The organism is Streptomyces sp. NBC_01089, from assembly GCF_045162975.1.
Classification (GTDB): Bacteria; Actinomycetota; Actinomycetes; order Streptomycetales; family Streptomycetaceae; genus Streptomyces.
In genome coordinates, this window is sequence record NZ_CP108660.1 from 7,385,912 (window position 1) to 7,404,921 (window position 19,010).

The following is a 19,010-nucleotide window of genomic DNA, read 5'->3' on the forward strand; positions in this document are numbered from 1 at the left end:
GGCCTCAAAGGACGCGATCGTGAGACGCCAGCGCCGTGCCCCTTGAATGAGACACCCAGGAAGTAACAAGCCCTAGGCCGTGTCTTCAAAGCTGTTTTAGGTGTTGAGGGATCATGTCGGTTGTGGTGCGTCGTCATGAGCTGTCGGATGCTGAGTGGGCTGTCCTGTCGCGGTTGTTGCCGAGTTCGGGGACGGCGGGGCGGCCGCGGTCGGATGACCGCGTGGTGCTGAACGGGATTGTGTGGAAGTTGCGCACGGGGTCGGCCTGGCGGGATGTGCCGGAACGCTACGGCTCCTGGCAGACGCTCTACACGCGTTTCCGCAGGTGGGCACTGGATGGCACGTTCTCTTGCATGCTGCGGGCTCTGCAGGCGGAGAAAGATGCGGCCGGGGACATCGACTGGCTGGTGTCGGTCGATTCCACGATCGTGCGGGCCCATCAGCACGCCGCCGGCGGCAAAAGGGGTCACCGAGGGGGACGAAGCGGGTGATCACGCCCTCGGTAGATCCCGAGGCGGACTGAGCACCAAGCTCCACTTGGTCTGCGACGGACACGGCCGCCCACTCGCCTTCGTTCTGACCGGCGGGAACGTCAACGACTGCACTCGCTTCGAGGAGGTCCTGGACGCCATCTGCGTTCCCCGCATCGGTCCAGGCCGGCCACGCACCCGGCCCGACCACGTCATCGCGGACAAGGGCTACAGCTCCCGTAAGATCCGCGCCTACCTGCGAAAGCGCGGCATCCGCCACACGATTCCCGAACGCATCGACCAGGCCAGCGGCCGCCTACGCCGAGGCTCACGTGGCGGCCGACCACCGCGTTTCAACAGGGAGGTCTACCGACTCCGCAACGTCGTCGAGCGCTGCTTCAACCGGCTCAAACAATGGCGCGGCCTGGCCACCCGCTACGACAAGACCCACGAGTCGTTCCAGGCCACCGTCACCATCGCCTCAATCCTGTTATGGATCTGACCTTTGAAGACACACCCTAGGGCAGTTCGATCGGTCCGTAGCGCGCGTGCGGCTCCTGCCGCATGAGCGCGTCGTACCGGTCCGCTGCCGAGAAGTGCCAGAACTCGGTCCCATAATTCGTAAAACCTGCGCTCTCCATGGCTTTGAGCAGCAGTGTGCGGTGATGGCGCGCGTGATCGCTGAGGTTCGGTGCGTGAGTGAAGCAGGCCCCGTCGCTCTCCTCGGGGGAGGCATTGACGCGGGTGCCGAGGTCGAGTTCGTGGCCGTCCTGGTCGACGAGGGTTACGTCCACGGCTGCGCCCGCGGAGTGGGGCGCGATCTCGGGCGGCGACACGTACCGGCTGGCGGCCTGGTGCAGCTGCTCAGGTGTCCAGCTGGGGTGGGCGGCGGCCAGCTCGTCGCGGTATTCGATGAAGTAGCGCTGCTGGAGGGCCAGGGGCCGGTAGCCCTCGATGAACAGCAGGTCGGTGCCGGCGGGCAGGAGCGAGCGGGCGTGCTGCAGCTGGACGAGGACGCCTTCACGGACGTGGGCGAACGCTCCCAGCGGATCTTGCTTGCGGGGATCGACGCGGAAGTCGTGGTCACGCACGTCGACGAGTAGCTCCCCGCACTCGCGCACCGGGATCGCGGCGACCCGCAGATCGGACATCAACACCAGGTTCATCGAGTCTCCCTGAGACGGCGCGCACTGAGGCGGCGGGGCGGAGGCGGCAGCGGTCGGATCGGTGTCGCGCACGATCCGGGCGATGGTGTCCTGCAGCGTGCTGTCGGCCGGGAGCACGGTCTCCAGACCGCCGGGCAGCAGATCCAGCTCTCGGTACCAGGAAGCAAGGTGGTTGTCGGTGACTTGCGCCAGGTACGCGGCATCTGTCTTGGAGGCGTGCCGGGCCAACGTCGCCTCCAGCGGCACGTCCAGGTAATAGCAGCGGGAGACGCCGCGGTGGTCCCGTACCAGAGACGTGATCATGTGGCCGTAGCGGTCGGCGTACAGGATCCCTTCGAGCACTACGTGGAAGCCGGCGTTCAGGGCTTCGCGTGCGATCCTGCCCAGCAGGGCGATGTTGGCGCCGCGCGCGGTGTCGTGTTCCCTGAGCACGTTCCGGCGGATCACGTCCTGACCCACGATCGCGACCCCGCGACCGTGATGATCCCGCAGTCCCTGGGCCACACTCGACTTGCCCGACGCCGAGTTGCCTCGAATCACCACGAGGCGGGTGTCGGGACGTCCGGCCGCTTTCGCAGCGGGCACGCGGCGGGGCACGCTGGTCGGTGTGTCGGTCATGCGGGCCAGCCTGTCTCGCTGTACAGCTCACCGTTCTGGATTTTCGCGATAGCCAGGCGGGTGTAGGGGACGAGATCGTCGGGAAGGGCGGTGGGGTCCCAGAATCTCCACTGGAGGCACTTGTCCGGCTCGCGCAGTTCCGGCTCGCCGCTCCAGATGCGGGCGCGGAAGAACAGGCCCATGCGGGGTGGGTTCCTGGGCTTGCCGATGTGGTGGACGACGTGGACGAGTTCGACATCATGGCGCTCGATGTGCAGGCCGGCCTCCTCCTGGGCCTCCCTGATCAGGCAGGCGATGGCGTTCTCCTGCTCGCAGTGGCCGGCCAGGACGTGCCACGTGGACGGCGCGAAAGCGGAGTTGGGGTGGCGCAGTCCGAGCAGCACCGTCCCGTCGGGCCGTTCCAGGTAGAGGTGGACGCCGATGATGTTGGGGACCGTGCCGTGCGGTGAAGCCGGACTTTCCTCCTCGGGTTCGGGCCCGCTCTGCGTCGTCGGGAGGCTGGCGGCGTGGCGCCGTACGAGGTCGCTGGTGGTGTCCGCGATGCGGAGACGGTGGAGGTCGTCGGGGGCGAACCAGGCGAGCATTACCCCCTCCGTCAGGCAAAGTTCGCGCGGGTCACCGTTCCAGCGGCCGGCGTAGATGGCGATGGGCACTGTTGTGCCGTCGTCGTCGGTGGCGTATTCGGTGCCGAACGGGGTGAGGTCGGTGAGGTCAAGGCCGGCTTCCTCGGCCAGTTCGCGCCGGACGGTGTGTTCCAGGGTGGCGTCTTGGGGTTCTCGGCCGCCGCCCAGCAGGGACCACATGCCCGGCTCCCAGATCCGGCCGGGGAAGTAGTCGCGCAGGTGGAGCAGGTACTCGCCGCGGTCGTTGTGGATCAGGGCGGAGGCGTTGGCCTTCTCCGGTTCGGCCTGGAGCGGGAGTTTGAGCAGCTTCTCGCGCAGGGAGGGGGAGGTCACCTTGTCCACGGGCCGCCACTCGATGCCGCTGACCCCTTCTTCCTGCAGCACCACCGGCGTTTCGTCCGCGGTGTTCAGGCGGAAGAGGAACCGGAGGTCGAAGTGCTGGTGGCCGGGTTCGCCTTTGCCCTGGTGGGTGTCGACGTCGTGGATGTCGATGTCGAACGGCACCGTCTCGTAACCGGACCACGGTGTGATGGCCTGGGGCGGGATCCCGGTCTCCTCGTGCAGCTCCCGCAGCGCCGCTGCTGCCAGGAACTCATCCGAGGACTCGGCGTGTCCTCCAGGGGCGAGAACCTTCCCGTTTGCCAGGTGCAGCATGTGCAGGACGCGGCCGAGGGGAGCGACGACGATCGCGCTGCAGGTGACGTGTCCGGTGAAGGTGGAGCGGCTGTCGATGTCGTCGCCGGTCCGGTCCAGGGCGTCCAGGAGGCCGCCAAGCTGCTCGTGCTCATGAGGCTTGCGGGCGAGATAGGTCTCGATGGTGGTGCGGATGTGATCGTGCGACAGCGGCATGGGCTACCTCAGTGGGGTGTGGAGCGGGGTTGAGTCGATGCGGGGTGGGCGTTCGGGTCAGCTCAGCCGCATCCCCTCCGCCGGGATCTCCTCGATGGCGGCGGCGCGAGCGGTGGGCAGGCCCCACCGGTTGCGTGCCGTCTCTACGGCGAGCTGTGCTTGCCGTGCTCCGGGCGGGCCCCAGCCCAGCAGGGCGGCTGCCTGGGCGGGGGTGGCGAGTAGGCGGGCGAAGGGGCGGCCGGTGGCGGGATCGACGGCGGCCGGTCCGATGGCGGTGACCCGGGCGGCCAGTCGGAGCCGGGCGTTGGGCCCCACGCCGTCGTAGACCTCGCCGGTCTTGTCGAGCACCCAGCCCAGTCGCACCGGGTCGGTCAAGGTGAGTTGGGCTTCCTCGGCCGCTTCGCGATGCAGGGTGTCCTCGGGAGTGGCGTCGGCCTTCTCGACGGTGCCGCCGGGCAGCATGGGCAGCGCGCCCCGGGGTCCAGGGTCGGCAACGAGGACGACCCTACCGTCGGGGATGAAGCACCACGCCCAGGCTTGCTGTACGGGGATCTGGTCGGGCACGGGGGTCCGGTTGAGAGGGCTGTCCCACATGGGGCGGTATCGGACGTGGACGTTATGACGGTCCAGTGGCGGAACGTCGAGGACGTGCCGGCCGTCGGCGAGGTGCGCGGTGCCGGTACCGCCGAGGCGAGCGCGGTAGGCGGCGAGCATGATCTGTCCGTCCACGGTGAGCATGCGGTGCTCGGCCTCCCGAGTCTCAAGGAAGGCGTACTCGGACAGTTCGTCGCTGGGCAGACGAAGCTCCCGGATCTGATCGGGGGTGAGGGTGCCACCGTCGAAGATGTAGCGGATCTCTCCGGGGCAGGGCATGCCTGGTCGGATGTCGGGGTGGAGGGGCGAGAGGGAGTGGACGGCGAGCACTCGTGGGAAGTCCATTTCCCGCAGGCCCAGTTCTTCGTCGATCTCGCGTCGGCAGGCGTCGTCCGGGTGCTCGCCCGGTTCGGCGGCGCCGCCGGGCAGCAGCCACCGGTCGTCCTCGCGGTAGGTCGGGTGCACCAGCAGGACACGGCCGATCTGGTCAGTGATGATCGCTGCGGCACTGAGCCAAACGGCGTGGCGGGAGGCGGCGTACTGCTCGTCCGTTGTGGCAGGTTGCCGCGGAATGTGATTCGAGGGGGAGGCGGGAGAGGTCACGGTCTCTGCCTTTCGGTGGGGCGAGTCATGCCTTGTCGACGACGCTGGGCGAAGCAGGCTTTGGGACGTTCGGGGTCGGGGCGTACTGGGCGGCCTGGGCGTCGAACATGGACGCGTAGCGGCCCTGAGCTGCGATCAGTTCGTTGTGGTGTCCCTGTTCCGCGAGACGGCCCCGATCGAGGACATAGATCTGGTCGGCGTGCCGGACGCCGGACATGCGGTGCGTGACGAGGACGACCGCTCGATGGGGTCCGGCGAGCCGGCGGATGCGGTCGAAGGCGGCGATCTCCGCCTCGGGGTCGAGGGCTGAGGTGGGTTCATCGACGATGAGGACACTGTCGGCGTCCGATGTGGAGCTGCGCCAGTGGGTGCGGGCAAGGCCGATCTTCTGCCACTCGCCTCCGGAGAGTTCCGTGGCACCGCGGAACATCCGGGCCAGCAGGCTCCGCAGTCCTTCGGGGAGTTTCGCGATGACGGGGGAGGCCCCGGCGTAGTCGACCGAGGAGCGTAACTCGTCGTCAGTCGCCGGGTGTTCGGGGCGGCCGATGCGGATGTTCAGGGCGGCTGTCACCGGCCAGCGCTGGAAGTCCTGCGTCAGCAGAGAGACACGGTCGAAGACCTCGGACCGGTCCAGTCCGGCCAGGTCGGCCTCGCCCCAGTGGACCGTGCCGGTCTGCGGGAGCAGCAGGCCCGCCAGGACCTTCATGAGGGTGCTCTTACCCGAGCCGTTCTCACCCACCACCGCTGTTACCGAGCCCATCGGGAGGGTGAGCGAGACCCCGTCCAGTGCAAGTTCGTCGCGGTCTGGATAGCGGTAGGTCACCTTGTCGAGGACGACCCGGCCTGCCCGGCGGGGCACCGGGCTGCCGCCGGCGGGGATGGCGCGGCCCGCCGCGACGTTCAGGAACCGGTCGTGGTCCTGGACGTAGAGGGACTCCTCGTGAAGCTGGTTGACGTTCATGACCAGCGCGCCCAGGCTCGCCGAGCCGGAGCGGACGGCGATCACGGCGGTCCCGGCTACCGCGAGACTCATGCGTCCGGTTGTGACGAGCCAGAACATCACCACGTACGTACAGGCCATCGCCACCCCGGACAGGGCGGCGGCCACCAGCTCGGTGAGGGCCTTGCCGTTGGCGAGGCGTTTCTGCTCGTTCTCGGCGCTCTCGGCCATGTCCCGGTACTTGTCGAGGAGAAAAGGACCGACGGCGTGGATCCGCACCTCCTGGGCTGCGGTGCGCTCGGTGAGGAGGTTGCTGATGAGGCGACTCGCGCGCAGGTGCTCGATCCAGTTCATCGCCGAGACGTAGCGTTCCTGGGCCACCCGCATGGCCCCCCAGCCACGGGGAGCCGCGATCAGGATCAGCATGGGCAGGAGAGCGGGGTGCAGCACGGTGAGGATGCTTGCGGTGGCGATCAGGGAGATGGTCCCGTTCAGAGCGGCGACGCAGGCACTGATCATGCGGCGGGCGGACGCTGCGCCGTACTGCGCGACGTCGATCAGCCGCCGGAACTCAGGGTCGTCGATGGCCTCCAGTTCCACTGCTGTCGCAGCGGCCAGGTACTCGGTCGTCGCGACCCGCTCGACCAGCGGCTCCAGTCGGCCGGCCCTGGAAGTGGACCAGCCGGCGAGGCCGGCGTTGGCGACCGCGAGGACCGCTGCGGCGATCAGCGCGGGCAGCGCCTTGTGCAGGCGGTCGGCCGGTGTGCCGCCGCCGAGCAGGGCGTGCATGACGGCATTGACCGCCAGCAGGCTGACGGCCGCCGCGATGCCCTGGCCGACTTCGCTGGCTCCGACGGTCAGCAGGGCCGGCCGGTCAACGGACCAGGCGCGGCGCAAGGTGCCGCCCACCAGCCTGGGCATGGCGCGGATGGCCGAGAGCATCGTCAAATCGAGCCGGGCGTTCTCGTGTTCGGCCCAGCCCATGTCGTAGCGCAGCGGGCCGCCGAACAGTTCCCGCTCTGCCTGCGACACCGTCGGCTCGGCCATCCGTACACGGCGCAGAAACCTCTTCACACAACACCTCCGCCAGTAGGTGCCGACCAGCGCAACGCGAAGCGTGAGCCGGACGTTTCGATGTCGGACGGGGTCTGCTTGGTGAAACCGCGGTGGCGCGACGTCACTACAGGCTGCTCCTCGGTCGTCAGAGTCATGCAGCCGCACCCGCTTCCTGCTCTGGAGCGGAGATCTGGGCGTACAGCACTCCGGCGGCGAAGTTCCGCAGGACCGCCGCTGTGAACGGGTGGCAGTCGCTGGGGGGTTGGCCGGGGTCGACCCAGACCAGTGCGGTGTGTTTGCCCTGCTCGCGGTTGTACGGCTCGCCCTGCCACTGCTGGGCGGCGAACGCCACGCCGATCACGTGATCGTCCTGGGTGCGGAAATGCGAGAGTTGGCAGAACTCCAGCTCCCCTTCACCGACGTGGACACCGGCTTCCTCCAGCAGCTCACGGGCCGCGCCCTCGTCGCAGAACTCCCCTTTCTCCAGGTGGCCGCCGATCACCGTGAGCTGCCCCGGTGAGTGGGAGGAGTCCTGACCGTGCCGTACGGTCAGGACACGTCCGTCGCTCGGGCGCTGAAGCAGGACCATTACGTTTGTGATGCTGCGGTGCCGCTCGGTCACGGGTGCTCCTTCCGCATCAGCCGGTCAAGGTGCGCCGGCCCCGCGCGGTGACCTCGTCGTCCCGGTGCGACGGGCCCCAGGCCAGACAGCTCACTGCGTCGAGCACAATCAGGCACTGCGGCACGTGCTTTTCCTCACTGGTCAGTTGCCGGCCGTACCCGTGGAAGAAGGCGCGTTCGAGGATGGGGGCCTCAAGCCATGCGGTCGCGGCCAGGATCACGAAATCCTTGACGAGCGGGGCGAACTGCGCACGTTCGAAGTCGATGGCGGCGTGGCGGTAGGCGAAGGTCTCGCGCCGGTAGAAGGCGGCGCTGGGGCTGACCTTGATGACGTGGCGAGCGCCGGCGGTGTTGCGGAGCTCCCACACCTGAGATTTCGGTCGGGACTGCGAGGCGTCGCGCGCGGTGACGATCTCGCTGACATGGCGCTGGGCCCAGCCTCTCAGGGAGGGCGGCAGGGTCTTCGGCTCGCTCATGCCCTCCACCTCGTATCCAGGCGTGCTGAGCGGCGGACGACGGCGTCAACGCCGTGCACGACGGGCCTGGTGGAGGCTGCGGCAGACTGGAGCCGTTCGATTACAGCAGGCGTGCGCGCGGGGGCGGGGGCCGGATTCACGGTGTTCTCCTGAAGGGCGGGTAAGGGGCACTGGTGCTCTAAGAACGGCCCCCGGGAGAGCGCGTAACGGCCCCTACGGGAGCAGTTCGTGGACACATGTTCTAGGACCCTGCCGGGGCCAAGTGCGGGCTTTGCTAAAGGATTTGACGTTCGCTCGAACAGGTCGACTCACTCCTCGGGGGGTTGCCGCCGCCGGAGGTGACCGCCAGTCAGGTCCCGGTGGATCGGCGACTCACTGGGGGTTATTGCTGCTGGCCCCCGGGGGTGGCAGAGCGCGACCGGCCGTATTGCCTGCACGCTCCGATCTGCGCTTCACTCTCGATTCCAGCAGGCGGCCTGGAGCCAGTCGTACTGACCGGCAGGATTGAGGTCTATGAGGTACCAGCGGTCGTCGTGGCCGACGAGCAGGTCGATTGCGGCGTAGGCCAAGGTGGAGTGGCTCATGAGCGCGAGCACGCCTGCGAGTGCCATTGCCTCAGCTGAGTCCGGAGGGCGTCGACCATGTACGCGGCATGCTCCTTCGGCGCCAAGTGCAGGCGATTCGCCGAAGGCTCCACCTCGCCCTGCCCGAAGGGGAAGAAGACCGCACGGTGGATCTGCCCCCTCGGTAGCCCAGGAACTCAAGCGTCACATCGAAGCGTTCCCGTCGGTAGCGGTAGAGCTGTCGTGGGGGAAGCCGGAGAGTCCGTCGTGACCCTGGCTCGGTGGCTCGGACACTCCTCGCCGGCGATCACCCTCGGTTACTATGCTCACTTCATGCCGGAAGCTGGCAGCAAGGGGCGCGGCACCATCGATGGTCTGCTTGGGGAACGGGGAGACCGGCTCGCCGGCCGAAACTCCCCAGATTCTGCCCAGCGTCGTTGACCTGTGGCTCCTGCCTTATGTCCCGGAGGGGCCGTCCATGAAGTGCAAGCCTGAAGAGATGGGTGGCCTGGGAAAGTGTTGGAAGAAGTCGTAGCGACCCGCTATGTCACGCCCCTACGGGAGGGCGGGTCGCTCCCCGGGATCGTCGAGGGCGACGACCTCGGGACGTACGTCATGAAGTTCACCGGCGCCGGGCAGGGCCGCAAGACGCTCGTCGCCGAGGTCATCTGCGGGCAGCTCGCCCGCAGGCTCGGGCTGCGTGTGCCCGAGCTGGTGCAGATGCAGCTGGACCCCGTCATCGGGCTCTCCGAGCCCGACCAGGAGGTGCAGGAGCTGCTGAAGGCGAGCGGCGGGCTGAACCTCGGGATGGACTATCTGCCCGGATCGCTCGGCTTCGATCCGCTCGCCTACCAGGTGGGGCCCGAGGAGGCCGGGCGGATCGTCTGGTTCGACGCGGTGATCAACAACGTCGACCGTTCCTGGCGCAACCCCAACCTGCTTGTCTGGCACGGCGATCTCTGGCTCATCGATCACGGCGCCACCATGATCTGGCACCACAACTGGCCCTCGGCGAAGAACTACGGAAGCAAGCCGTACGACGCTTCCGACCACGTCCTGGCGTCCTTCGCCCCGGATGTCGCCTCCGCGGCGGCCGAGCTGGCGCCGCTCGTCACCGAGGACCTGCTCACCGAGGTCGCCGCCGACGTGCCCGACGCCTGGCTGCAGGACGAGGCCGGATTCGGCAGCACCGACGAGCTGCGGCGCGCGTATGTGGAGGTCCTGCTGGAGCGGGCCGCCTCCATGCACAGCCGGATCACGCTCGGGCCGCCGACCCCGGCCGCTCCGTCCCGCGCCCCCGGCTGGCTCTCGGAGCGTCTCGCTCCGCCGGCCCGGCAGCAGGACGAGCAGCAGGGGGGCACCCGATGACCGGGCGTGAGTCCGGCGCCGGCCGCCGGGACGTCTACGAGTACGCGCTGGTACGCGTGGTGCCGAGGGTCGAGCGCGGAGAGATGTTCAACGCGGGGGTGCTGGTCTACTGCCGGGCCAGGTCCTTCGTCGCCGCCCGTACCCATCTCGACGAGGCGAAGCTGAAGATGCTCGACCCGCACGCCGACGTCGTCGGGGTACGGGCCGCCCTGCGCGCCGTCGAAGGGGTCTGCGACGGCGGTGAGGCGGCGGGCCAGGCCGGCCCCGACGACGCGGGGCGCCGGTTCCGCTGGCTGATCGCACCCCGTTCGACCGTGGTGCAGCCCGGTCCTGTGCACACCGGACTCACCACCGACCCGGCCGCCGAGGCCGACCGGCTGCTCGGACTGCTGGTGCGCTGAGAGGGTGGCACCCGGTGTGACGTTCACTGCTGATCCCGTGTGCCGTTGACACCGGGTGCCGCGCCTTCTAGCGTCTCGTCTGCTGAAGGTACTAAGCGGTTGCTCAGTGATCGAGGGCCGCGATCCGAGGGCGAGGAGAGCCAGTATGTCCACCACCGAGCAGCGCGTTGCCATTGTGACCGGGGCTGCGCGCGGCATTGGCGCAGCCACCGCCGTACGTCTGGCGGCGGAGGGCCGCGCCGTCGCCGTACTCGACCTCGACGAGGCGGCCTGCAAGGACACCGTCGAGAAGATCACCTCCGCCGGCGGCCGTGCCATCGCGGTGAGCTGTGACGTCTCGGACAGCGCCCAGGTCGAAGCGGCGGTCGCCCGGGTCGCGGCCGAGCTCGGCGCCCCGACGATCCTCGTCAACAACGCCGGTGTCCTCCGCGACAACCTGCTCTTCAAGATGAGCGAGTCCGACTGGGACACGGTCATGAACGTCCACCTCAAGGGCGCTTTCCTGATGTCCAAGGCGGTCCAGAAGCACATGGTGGACGCCAAGTTCGGCCGGATCGTCAGCCTGTCCTCCAGCTCCGCGCTCGGCAACCGCGGCCAGGCGAACTACTCCGCGGTCAAGGCCGGTCTGCAGGGCTTCACCAAGACGCTCGCCAAGGAGCTCGGCAAGTTCGGCGTCACCGCCAACGCCGTCGCCCCCGGCTTCATCGTCACCGAGATGACCGCGCAGACCGCGGAGCGCGTCGGCATGGGCTTCGAGGAGTTCCAGGCCGCCGCCGCCACCCAGATCCCGGTGCAGCGCGTCGGCAGGCCCGAGGACATCGCGAACGCCATCGCCTTCTTCACCGGAGAGGACGCGGGATTCGTGTCCGGCCAGGTCATGTACGTCGCCGGCGGCCCGCTCAACTGATCAGGGAAGCAAGGGACAACGGACATGACTGCACAGGACAGCGGGAAGGTCGCGCTGATCACCGGCGCGAGCCGTGGCATCGGATACGGCATCGCCGAGGCGTTCGTCGCCCGCGGCGACCGGGTCTGCATCACCGGACGCAATGAGGACGCGCTCAAGGCGGCGGTGGAGACGCTCGGCGCCGACCGCGTCATCGGCGTCGCGGGCAAGGCGCATGACGAGGCACACCAGGCGGCCGCCGTCGAGCGGGTCATGGAGGCGTTCGGCAGGGTCGATCACCTGGTCAACAACGCCGGGACCAACCCGGTGTTCGGGCCGATGGCCGAGATGGACCTGAACGTGGCGCGCAAGGTCTTCGAGACCAACGTCATCTCGGCGCTCGGCTTCGCACAGCAGACCTGGAAGGCGTGGCAGAAGGAGAACGGCGGCGCGATCGTGAACATCGCGTCCGTCGCCGGGGTCTCCGCGTCGCCGTTCATCGGCGCGTACGGCATGAGCAAGGCCGCGATGGTCAACCTCACGCTCCAGCTGGCGCACGAGTTCGCCCCGGCCGTACGGGTCAACGCGATCGCGCCCGCCGTGGTGAAGACCAGGTTCGCCGAGGCACTGTACGAGGGCCGGGAGGCGGAGGCGGCCGCCGCTTACCCGATGGGCAGGCTCGGAGTGCCCGCGGACATCGGGGGCGCCGCCGCGTTCCTCACGTCCGACCAGTCGGGCTGGGTGACCGGTCAGACCCTGGTGGTCGACGGTGGGATCTTCCTCAACGCCGGCGTCGGCTGAGCGATCTTCCTCAAGGCCGGCGTCGGCTGAGCCCCCGGCCCCGGACACCCCGCAAGCCCGTACACGGTGCGGCCCCGCTCATCGCACGGCCCCGGACATCCGTCCGGGGCCGTTGTCAGTGGTCGCCGGTAGGTTCTGTGGTGAAGAACGGATCGCACACCGGAGGTTGTTGACGTGACCGGAACCGACATGCTGCCCGAGTCCTGGCGCGGCGTCCTCGGCGATGAGCTGGAGAAGCCCTACTTCAAGGAGCTGACCGCTTTCGTCGAGGAGGAGCGGGCCAAGGGGCCGGTCTACCCGCCGCGCGAGGAGGTCTTCGCCGCGCTGGACGCCACGCCGTACGACAGGGTGAAGGTGCTGATCCTCGGCCAGGACCCCTACCACGGCGAGGGCCAGGGACACGGTCTCTGCTTCTCCGTCCGCCCCGGCGTCCGGACGCCGCCCTCCCTGCGGAACATCTACAAGGAGATGAAGGAGGAGCTGGGCCACCCGGTTCCGGACAACGGCTATCTGATGCCCTGGGCCGAGCAGGGCGTCCTCCTGCTCAACGCGGTGCTCACGGTGCGTGCCTCGGAGGCCAACTCCCACAAGGGCAAGGGCTGGGAGAGGTTCACGGACGCGGTGATCAGCGCGGTGGCCTCGCGGCCCGACCCCGCGGTCTTCGTCCTCTGGGGGAATTACGCGCAGAAGAAGCTGCCGCTGATCGACCAGGAGCGCCATGTGGTGGTGAAGGGCGCACACCCCTCGCCCCTCTCCGCGAAGAAGTTCTTCGGCTCGCGGCCGTTCACCCAGATCGACAAGGCGGTCGCCGGCCAGGGCCACGAGCCGATCGACTGGCGGATCCCCGACCTGGGCTGACCGGGATCACCGGCGACAGCCCTTAGCGTCGTTGGTGGGCCGGGATGAACCGGACATATCTGTGTGCGGGTACAGGAGGCAGCGGTGACGGAGTCGCAGCGGGAGATGTCGGGGGACGTCGTCATGGGCAGGATCGGCCAAGTGATCATGCTGCTGCACGGGGGCGACCGGGAGGAGGCCCGCAACCGGTTCGCCGGGCTGTGGGACGAGATCGGCGAGGCCGGTGACGCGCTGCACCGCTGCACGCTCGCGCACTACATGGCGGACACCCAGGACGACCCCGAGGACGAGCTGCTCTGGGACCTGCGGGCACTGGCCGCAGCGGAGGGCCTGGACCTGGACGAGGGGAGGGCCGCGCGCCATGCCAGCACGGTCGCCGTCCGCGGCTTCTATCCCTCGCTGCACCTCAGCCTCGCGGCCGACTATCTGAAGCTGGAGCGCAGAGAGGCCGCGCGCCTGCATCTGCTGCGCGCCCGCACCGCAGCGGGCGCGCTGGCCGACGACGGCTACGGAGACGGCGTACGGGCAGCCATCGAGCGACTGGAGTGGCGGCTGGGGTAGGGGCTGGGGGTGGGTGCTCGCCGGAGAGGGCGGAGGCAGGGCGCTCGGCTCGCGGCGCGTGAGGGCTGTGCCTGGCGCGTGTGGGCGCATCCCGCCGTGCCCGTACTGCCTGTGGCCGGACCGCCTGTGCCGGTCCGGGCTCCGCTCCTCCGTGTCACCGTCCGTACGTCTGGTGGCAGATCCGCGCCTGGGGGCTGTCCGGCTGCCAGTGTCCGTAGCCTTCGCCCAGTGCGCACACATTCGCCGCGGTGCCGGACGGCCGGTTCACGTGCTTCGGACGCGGTGCCGGGGCCGGAGGCGCGGGGTGGGCCGGTCCGGCGGTACGGGGGTGCGCCGCCGTACGGGGGCGTGCGGGCCGGACCGTGTGGCGGGCGGGTGCCGGTCCCGTACCGGTGCCTCCTCCAGGACCGGTTCCGTCGTCCGGGCGCCGTGCGGACGGGGCAGCGGCGGCCCGGGTCCCGGACCCGGGCCCGGGAGGCACGGTCTCCAGCGCCTCGACCGGGGGACCCTGCACGATCTGCGGTCCGGTGTCCTGCGCATGGCGACCGGGCGTCCCGGACGGTCCGGGCGGGGGCGTGGACGCCGGAGGGCCGTGCGGCGGGACGGCCACACAGCCGGACGCGGCCGAGACGGCTGCGCCCAGCAGGGCCAGGGCGACGATCTTCGTTCGGTGCACCCATCCAACTCTGCTGCCGGCGCGGGCCGTTCCGGGCACCGGAAGCGGAATTGGCCCCGCACGGGTGAGTCGGCTACTCGCCGGTGACGCCGTCGATCCGTTCCCGGATGAGGTCCGCGTGACCGTTGTGGCGGGCGTACTCCTCGATCATGTGCGTGTAGATCCACCGGAGACTGAAATGCTCGCCCCGTCGGCTGAGCCCCTTGGACAGATCGTCCAGCGAGTAGCCGGCGGCCACCTCGCGCGCGTGGGCGATCTCGCGCTGCCAGGTGCTGTACGCCTCGTCCCAGGTGTCCGCGTCGGTGAGGTGGAACTCCCCGTCCGGATCCTCCTCGCTGAAGTAGAGCGGCGGGGTCTCCTCACCCGCCAGTACCTCGCGGAACCAGCCCCGCTCCACCTCGACCAGATGCCGCACGAGCCCCAGCAGGGACAACTCCGAAGGCGGCACGGGGGCCTCACGCAGCTGCTGCTCGTCGAGGCCGGCGCATTTGAGGGCCAGGGTGGCGCGGTGGTAGTCCAGCCACCCTTCGAGCATGGTGCGTTCGTCGGCCGTGAGCGATGGTTCCCTGCGTTCCGGTGTCGTCATGCGGAGCATCATCACCCAGCGGCCGAGGCCGCGCCACGCGATATCGCCCCCGGCCGGGCGGCCCGTATGCTGCCCAGGCACCAGACCGCTGGGAACGGCGCCGGACCATGACGGGCCACGGGCCGGTCACCAGGCCGGTCGCCCGGCGACATATCGACGTACGGATAGGGAGACCCTGTGAAGGTCGGCTGCATCGGGCTCGGCGACATCGCGCAGAAGGCATATCTGCCGGTACTGACGACCCTGCCCGGGATCGAACTGCACCTCCAGACCCGGACCCCGGCCACCCTCACCCGTACCGCCGGAACCTTCCACATCCCGGCGGACCGGTGCCACGCCGATCTGGACTCGCTGCTCGCGCAGGGGCTCGACGCCGCGTTCGTCCACGCGCCGACCGCCGTCCACCCCGAGATCGCGAGCCGGCTGCTGCAGGCGGGCGTGCCGACGTATGTCGACAAGCCGCTCTCGTACGAACTCGCCGCGTCCGAAAGGCTGGTGGCACTCGCCGAGGACCGCGGTGTGAGCCTCGCCGTCGGCTTCAACCGGCGGCTCGCGCCTGGCTACGCCCAGTGCGCCGACCACCCCCGCGACCTGATCCTGATGCAGAAGAACCGGACGGCACTCGCGGAGGACCCGCGCACCCTGGTACTCGACGACTTCATCCATGTCGTCGACACGCTGCGTTTCCTGGCACCCGGTCCGGTCGAGCACATCGACGTACGCGCCCGGATCCGCGAGGGTCTGATGCACCATGTGGTGCTCCACCTCTCCGGTGACGGTTTCTCCGCGATCGGCTCGATGAACCGGGTCAGCGGCTCCACCGAGGAGATCCTCGAAGTCTCGGGCGGCGGCGCCAAGCGGCAGGTCGTCAATCTCGCGGAGATCATCGACCACAAGGGCCAGCCGTCGGTCCGCCGCCGCGGCGACTGGGTGCCGGTGGCCCGCCAGCGCGGTATCGAGCAGTCGGTGCTCGGCTTCGTCGAAGCGGTGGCGGCCGGCAAGCTGCTCAGCGCCAGGGACGCCCTGCTGACCCATGAACTCTGCGAGCGTGTGGTCCTGCGTGCTCTGGAGCAGGCCGCCTGACCGAGCGCAGCCCCTCGACGGCGCACAGCACCGCGAGCACCGCCAGGGCGCCGTGCACCGGCCAGTCGCCGAACCGCACGTAGAGCGTCGTGCCGTGGGCCAGCGGGATGTCGTACACCTGCGCGGCGCTGCGGTCGGTGCCCAGCCGGGGGCCGACCTGGCCGCCTCCGGCCCCGTACACCGCGCTCACCCCGGTGAGTGTGGCGTGCACCATCGGGCGGCCGCTCTCGGCCGCCCGCAGCGCGGCCAGCGAGGCATGCTGCTCGGGCGCCCAGCTGTGCTGGAACGACGAGGTGGACGACTGGGCGACGAGAAGCTGCGAGCCGTCCTTCGTCAGCTGCCTGCCCATGTCGGGGAACGCCGTCTCGAAGCAGATCAGCGGCCCCACCCGGAGCCCACCGGGCAGCTTCATGACGACCTGGTGCGTGCCCTGTCTGCGGTCCTCGCCCGCCGCACGGCCCACCGATGTCGCCCAGCCGAGCAGCGAACGCGCCGGGATGTACTCACCGAACGGAACCAGCCGCATCTTGTCGTAGCGGTCACCGGTCGGCCCGGCCGGGCCGACGAGTACGGAACTCTTGTAGATGCCCGGTGCGTCGGACCGTCTGGCGTCCACATTCACCAGGATGTCCGCGCCGGTCTCCCGGGACAGCCGGGCGATACGCGCCGTCAGATCCGGGCGGGCCGCCAGATCATGGGCGACGCTGCTCTCGCCCCACACCACCAGGTCGACATGGCGGCCGGCCAGCTGTCTGGTCAGGGCCTCACTCCGGTCGAACCGGTCCTTGAGCTGCCGGGTGACTCCCGGCTGCACGACCGCGATCCTGGTCCCGCCGGATGTCTCGGGGCGCGGCGCCCACACCCAGACGGCCCCGGTGAGCACGGCGCAGGCCAGCACCCCGGCCAGCGCCGTCGTACGGGCGGACTCGACCACAAGCAGCGCCACGGCTCCGGTGTTGACCGCCACCACGAAGAGACTCACCAGCCAGACCCCGCCCACCGAGGCGAGCCGCAGGGCCGGGGCGACCTGCCACTGGCTGGAGCCGAGCAGCCCCCAGGGACCGCCGAGCCCCTGCCAGGACCGCACCAGCTCGACCATCAGCCACCCGGAAGGGACCACCACCAGAGCGGCCGCCACCCGCGCGGCGCTCGCCGCACCGCCCAGCATCCACCGGACCAGCCACCCCCACGGGGCCCAGAGCAGCCCGAGCAGCGCGGCCAGGACCACGATGAAGACATTGAGACTGGGAATCAGCCAGTGGTGTACGGAGATCATGAAGCCGGTGCCGCCGAGCCAGCCGTCCAGCGCGGCCCGCCGCCCTGTGGGCGCCGCGCGCACCAGGAGCATCCAGGGCACCAGGGCCACATAGGCGAACCACCAGAGGGACGGCGCCGGGAAAGCGAGCGCCGGGAGCGCCCCGGCCAGCAGCGCCGCCGCGCCGCGCCACCAGGGCGAGAGGCCGGCCCTGCGCAGTCGCTCCAGCGGAATCCGCATCCAGCGCCTCCTCGCTCCCGCCCCGTGAGCAGCTCGGGCGGACGGTCTCCGCCGAGTTGTCGCTGTCCACAGTGTGGGGGAGCGGGACGGCTCCCGACAGTGCGCCCGCACACGTACGGCGTGTCAGATACCGCCGGGCGCGCCTGGTACGCGCCGCCACTTCTCCTGTACGACGACCCCGAGCAGCCGCCATCCGCTGTCCGTCCGGACCAGGCTGAAGGCGTAGCGGCCGCCCGAGACGAAGTCCGGCGCGGTCGGCTCGGTGGCGTGTGCGGAGCCGTCCACAGGGCCGCCGTCCGTGGAGCCGCCGCCGGAACCGCTCGCGGCCCCCTCGCCCTCGGCCTCGCCTTCACCCGTGCCGGTGGTCCCGGACGGCCGGGGCCTCAGCCGCATCGGGTTGAGGTAGTCGGCCTGGACCTCCGCCCGGTCTCCCGGGTAGCCGCCCAGATCCTGGAGCCGCAGCCGCCGGTTGACGATGAAGTGCTGGCGTACGGGGAAGAGCCCCATCATCTCCGCGAGCCAGTCGGCGACCTCCGCCGCAGGCCCCTCCATCCCGCCCGCCGTGCGGTAGTCGGCCCGGCCGTCCGGAGCGAACAGCGCCCGGTAGTCGTCCCATCGGCCGTCGTCCACGGCCACCGCGTAGCCGGTGATCAGTTCGTCGATGTCCAGCCGGTCCATCACGGTAGCGAGTTCCACGCGCTGAGTCATCGGGTCAGTCTCCGGCACCCGGTGCCCGGGGCCAAGGGGGCTGCACGACCGCCCGGGTGGCCTTCGGCGCGCTTGTGGGAGGGTGACGCGATGACCGTACGCATCGAACGCAACGGCCCCGTCACCACCGTGGTGCTCGCACGGCCCGAGGTACGTAACGCCGTCGACGGCCCCACCGCCCACGCCCTGGCCGACGCCTTCCGCGCCTTCGAAGCCGACCCGGACGCGGCGGTGGCCGTGCTCTGGGGCGAAGGCGGCACCTTCTGCGCGGGAGCCGACCTGAAGGCCATCGGCACTCCGCGCGGCAACCACGTCACCGCCACCGCCGACGAGGGTGACGGTCCGATGGGGCCGACCCGGCTGCGGCTCGGCAAGCCGGTGATCGCCGCCGTCTCCGGTCATGCGGTGGCCGGGGGGCTCGAACTCGCGCTCTGGTGCGATCTGCGGGTGGCCGACGAGGACGCCGTGTTCGGAGTGTTCTGCCGCCGCTGGGGCGTGCCGCTGATCGACGGCGGAACCGTACGGCTGCCCCGGCTGATCGGTGAGAGCCGGGCCATGGACCTCGTACTGACCGGCCGCCCGGTCGGCGCCGCCGAGGCGCACGCGATCGGCCTCGCCAACCGGGTGGTGCCCGCCGGAACGGCACGGGCGGCGGCCGAGGAACTGGCCGCGTCCATCGCCGCGTTCCCGCAGACCTGTCTGCGGGAGGACCGCCTCGCACTGCTGGAGCAGAGCGGTCTGTCCGAGCCGGACGCGCTGGCGGGCGAACTGCGGCACGGCCGGGTCTCGCTGACGCAGGCACAGCGCGGAGCGGACGAGTTCGCCGCGGGCGCCGGAAGGCACGGGTCGTTCGGCCCGCCGCCGGTGCCCTGACCCGCCGCCCTCGCCCCGACCCGCCGTGACCTGTCCCCGACCCGTCCGGACACCGCCCGCTGGCAGTTAGCCGCCATGGCACCTATCCGCCAGCCCATTCACCCCACGGCCGCCGCCCGCGCCCCGAGACTCTTC

General features: G+C 70.0%; 20 protein-coding genes. 9 read left to right on the forward strand and 11 right to left on the reverse strand.

The features are described 5' to 3' along the window. Positions 1–113: 113 nt before the first annotated feature. Positions 114–972, forward strand: a protein-coding gene (locus OG510_RS33195) for an IS5 family transposase (RefSeq protein ID WP_406141672.1) whose coding sequence is annotated in 2 segments (ribosomal slippage) — positions 114–469 and positions 468–972 — 861 coding nt in all. Because the reading frame shifts where the segments join, the coding sequence is not laid out codon by codon here. A gap of 16 nt (positions 973–988) precedes the next feature. Here OG510_RS33195 and OG510_RS33200 read toward each other — a convergent pair. The 7 genes from OG510_RS33200 to OG510_RS33230 all read right to left on the reverse strand — a co-directional run bounded on the left by OG510_RS33200 (position 989) and on the right by OG510_RS33230 (position 8,627). After that, complete coding sequence (locus OG510_RS33200) at positions 989–2,254, reverse strand: M15 family metallopeptidase (RefSeq protein ID WP_406141674.1); 1,266 nt, start codon at positions 2,252–2,254, stop codon at positions 989–991. Then, positions 2,251–3,726 (reverse strand): NUDIX domain-containing protein, encoded by a 1,476-nt coding sequence (locus OG510_RS33205; protein ID WP_406141676.1) that lies wholly within the window; start codon positions 3,724–3,726, stop codon positions 2,251–2,253. Before OG510_RS33205 ends, OG510_RS33200 begins: the two co-directional genes overlap by 4 nt. Before the next feature lie 57 nt (positions 3,727–3,783). After that, positions 3,784–4,923, reverse strand: coding sequence for an NUDIX hydrolase (locus tag OG510_RS33210; protein ID WP_406141677.1), 1,140 nt, complete (start codon positions 4,921–4,923; stop codon positions 3,784–3,786). A 25-nt stretch (positions 4,924–4,948) separates the two neighbouring features. Further along, positions 4,949–6,910 carry an ABC transporter ATP-binding protein gene (locus OG510_RS33215; RefSeq protein ID WP_406142684.1) on the reverse strand — a complete coding sequence of 654 codons (1,962 nt, stop codon included), beginning with the start codon at positions 6,908–6,910 and terminating at the stop codon, positions 4,949–4,951. 160 nt (positions 6,911–7,070) lie between these two features. Next, a complete protein-coding gene (locus OG510_RS33220; RefSeq protein ID WP_406141679.1) occupies positions 7,071–7,541 on the reverse strand; it encodes an NUDIX domain-containing protein in 471 nt (156 codons plus the stop codon). A 16-nt stretch (positions 7,542–7,557) separates the two neighbouring features. Next, complete coding sequence (locus tag OG510_RS33225; RefSeq protein ID WP_406141681.1) at positions 7,558–8,016, reverse strand: hypothetical protein; 459 nt, start codon at positions 8,014–8,016, stop codon at positions 7,558–7,560. 452 nt (positions 8,017–8,468) lie between these two features. After that, complete coding sequence (locus tag OG510_RS33230; RefSeq protein WP_406141682.1) at positions 8,469–8,627, reverse strand: hypothetical protein; 159 nt, start codon at positions 8,625–8,627, stop codon at positions 8,469–8,471. Between the two features lie 468 nt (positions 8,628–9,095). Between OG510_RS33230 and OG510_RS33235 the strand changes: the two genes are divergently transcribed. From OG510_RS33235 to OG510_RS33260, 6 genes are all read left to right on the forward strand, one after another. After that, complete coding sequence (locus OG510_RS33235; RefSeq protein ID WP_406141684.1) at positions 9,096–9,947, forward strand: HipA family kinase; 852 nt, start codon at positions 9,096–9,098, stop codon at positions 9,945–9,947. After that, positions 9,944–10,348, forward strand: a complete 405-nt coding sequence (locus OG510_RS33240; protein ID WP_406141685.1) for a DUF3037 domain-containing protein — start codon at positions 9,944–9,946, stop codon at positions 10,346–10,348. Before OG510_RS33235 ends, OG510_RS33240 begins: the two co-directional genes overlap by 4 nt. Positions 10,349–10,493: 145 nt before the next feature. Next, entirely contained in the window at positions 10,494–11,255 is a 762-nt protein-coding gene (gene fabG, locus OG510_RS33245) for a 3-oxoacyl-ACP reductase FabG (RefSeq protein WP_164261595.1), read from the forward strand. A gap of 24 nt (positions 11,256–11,279) precedes the next feature. Continuing rightward, complete coding sequence (locus OG510_RS33250; protein ID WP_406141686.1) at positions 11,280–12,035, forward strand: SDR family oxidoreductase; 756 nt, start codon at positions 11,280–11,282, stop codon at positions 12,033–12,035. Between the two features lie 174 nt (positions 12,036–12,209). Next, entirely contained in the window at positions 12,210–12,893 is a 684-nt protein-coding gene (gene ung / locus OG510_RS33255; RefSeq protein ID WP_164261588.1) for a uracil-DNA glycosylase, read from the forward strand. Positions 12,894–12,998: 105 nt separating this feature from the next. Beyond that, a complete protein-coding gene (locus OG510_RS33260) occupies positions 12,999–13,454 on the forward strand; it encodes a hypothetical protein (RefSeq protein WP_406142686.1) in 456 nt (151 codons plus the stop codon). A 154-nt stretch (positions 13,455–13,608) separates the two neighbouring features. Here OG510_RS33260 and OG510_RS33265 read toward each other — a convergent pair whose 3' ends face one another. Together OG510_RS33265 and OG510_RS33270 are read right to left on the reverse strand one after the other, a co-directional pair. Further along, the gene (locus tag OG510_RS33265) at positions 13,609–14,130 is read right to left on the reverse strand and encodes a hypothetical protein (protein ID WP_406141687.1); all 522 of its coding nucleotides are present in this window, start codon (positions 14,128–14,130) and stop codon (positions 13,609–13,611) included. Between the two features lie 73 nt (positions 14,131–14,203). Further along, positions 14,204–14,716 carry a DinB family protein gene (locus OG510_RS33270; protein ID WP_406141688.1) on the reverse strand — a complete coding sequence of 171 codons (513 nt, stop codon included), beginning with the start codon at positions 14,714–14,716 and terminating at the stop codon, positions 14,204–14,206. Positions 14,717–14,893: 177 nt separating this feature from the next. On the opposite strand from OG510_RS33270, the gene OG510_RS33275 reads away from it, so the two are divergent. After that, positions 14,894–15,799, forward strand: coding sequence for a Gfo/Idh/MocA family protein (locus OG510_RS33275; RefSeq protein ID WP_406141689.1), 906 nt, complete (start codon positions 14,894–14,896; stop codon positions 15,797–15,799). On the opposite strand, the gene lnt is transcribed toward OG510_RS33275, so the two are convergent. Next, positions 15,723–17,294 carry an apolipoprotein N-acyltransferase gene (gene lnt, locus OG510_RS33280; protein WP_406141690.1) on the reverse strand — a complete coding sequence of 524 codons (1,572 nt, stop codon included), beginning with the start codon at positions 17,292–17,294 and terminating at the stop codon, positions 15,723–15,725. The two genes, OG510_RS33275 and lnt, sit on opposite strands and share 77 nt — an antisense overlap. Positions 17,295–17,417: 123 nt before the next feature. Next, positions 17,418–18,002, reverse strand: coding sequence for a nuclear transport factor 2 family protein (locus tag OG510_RS33285; RefSeq protein ID WP_406141691.1), 585 nt, complete (start codon positions 18,000–18,002; stop codon positions 17,418–17,420). A 90-nt stretch (positions 18,003–18,092) separates the two neighbouring features. Here OG510_RS33285 and OG510_RS33290 point away from each other — a divergent pair, with 90 nt between their 5' ends. After that, entirely contained in the window at positions 18,093–18,875 is a 783-nt protein-coding gene (locus OG510_RS33290) for a crotonase/enoyl-CoA hydratase family protein (RefSeq protein ID WP_406141692.1), read from the forward strand. The last annotated feature ends 135 nt before the right edge of the window (positions 18,876–19,010 follow it).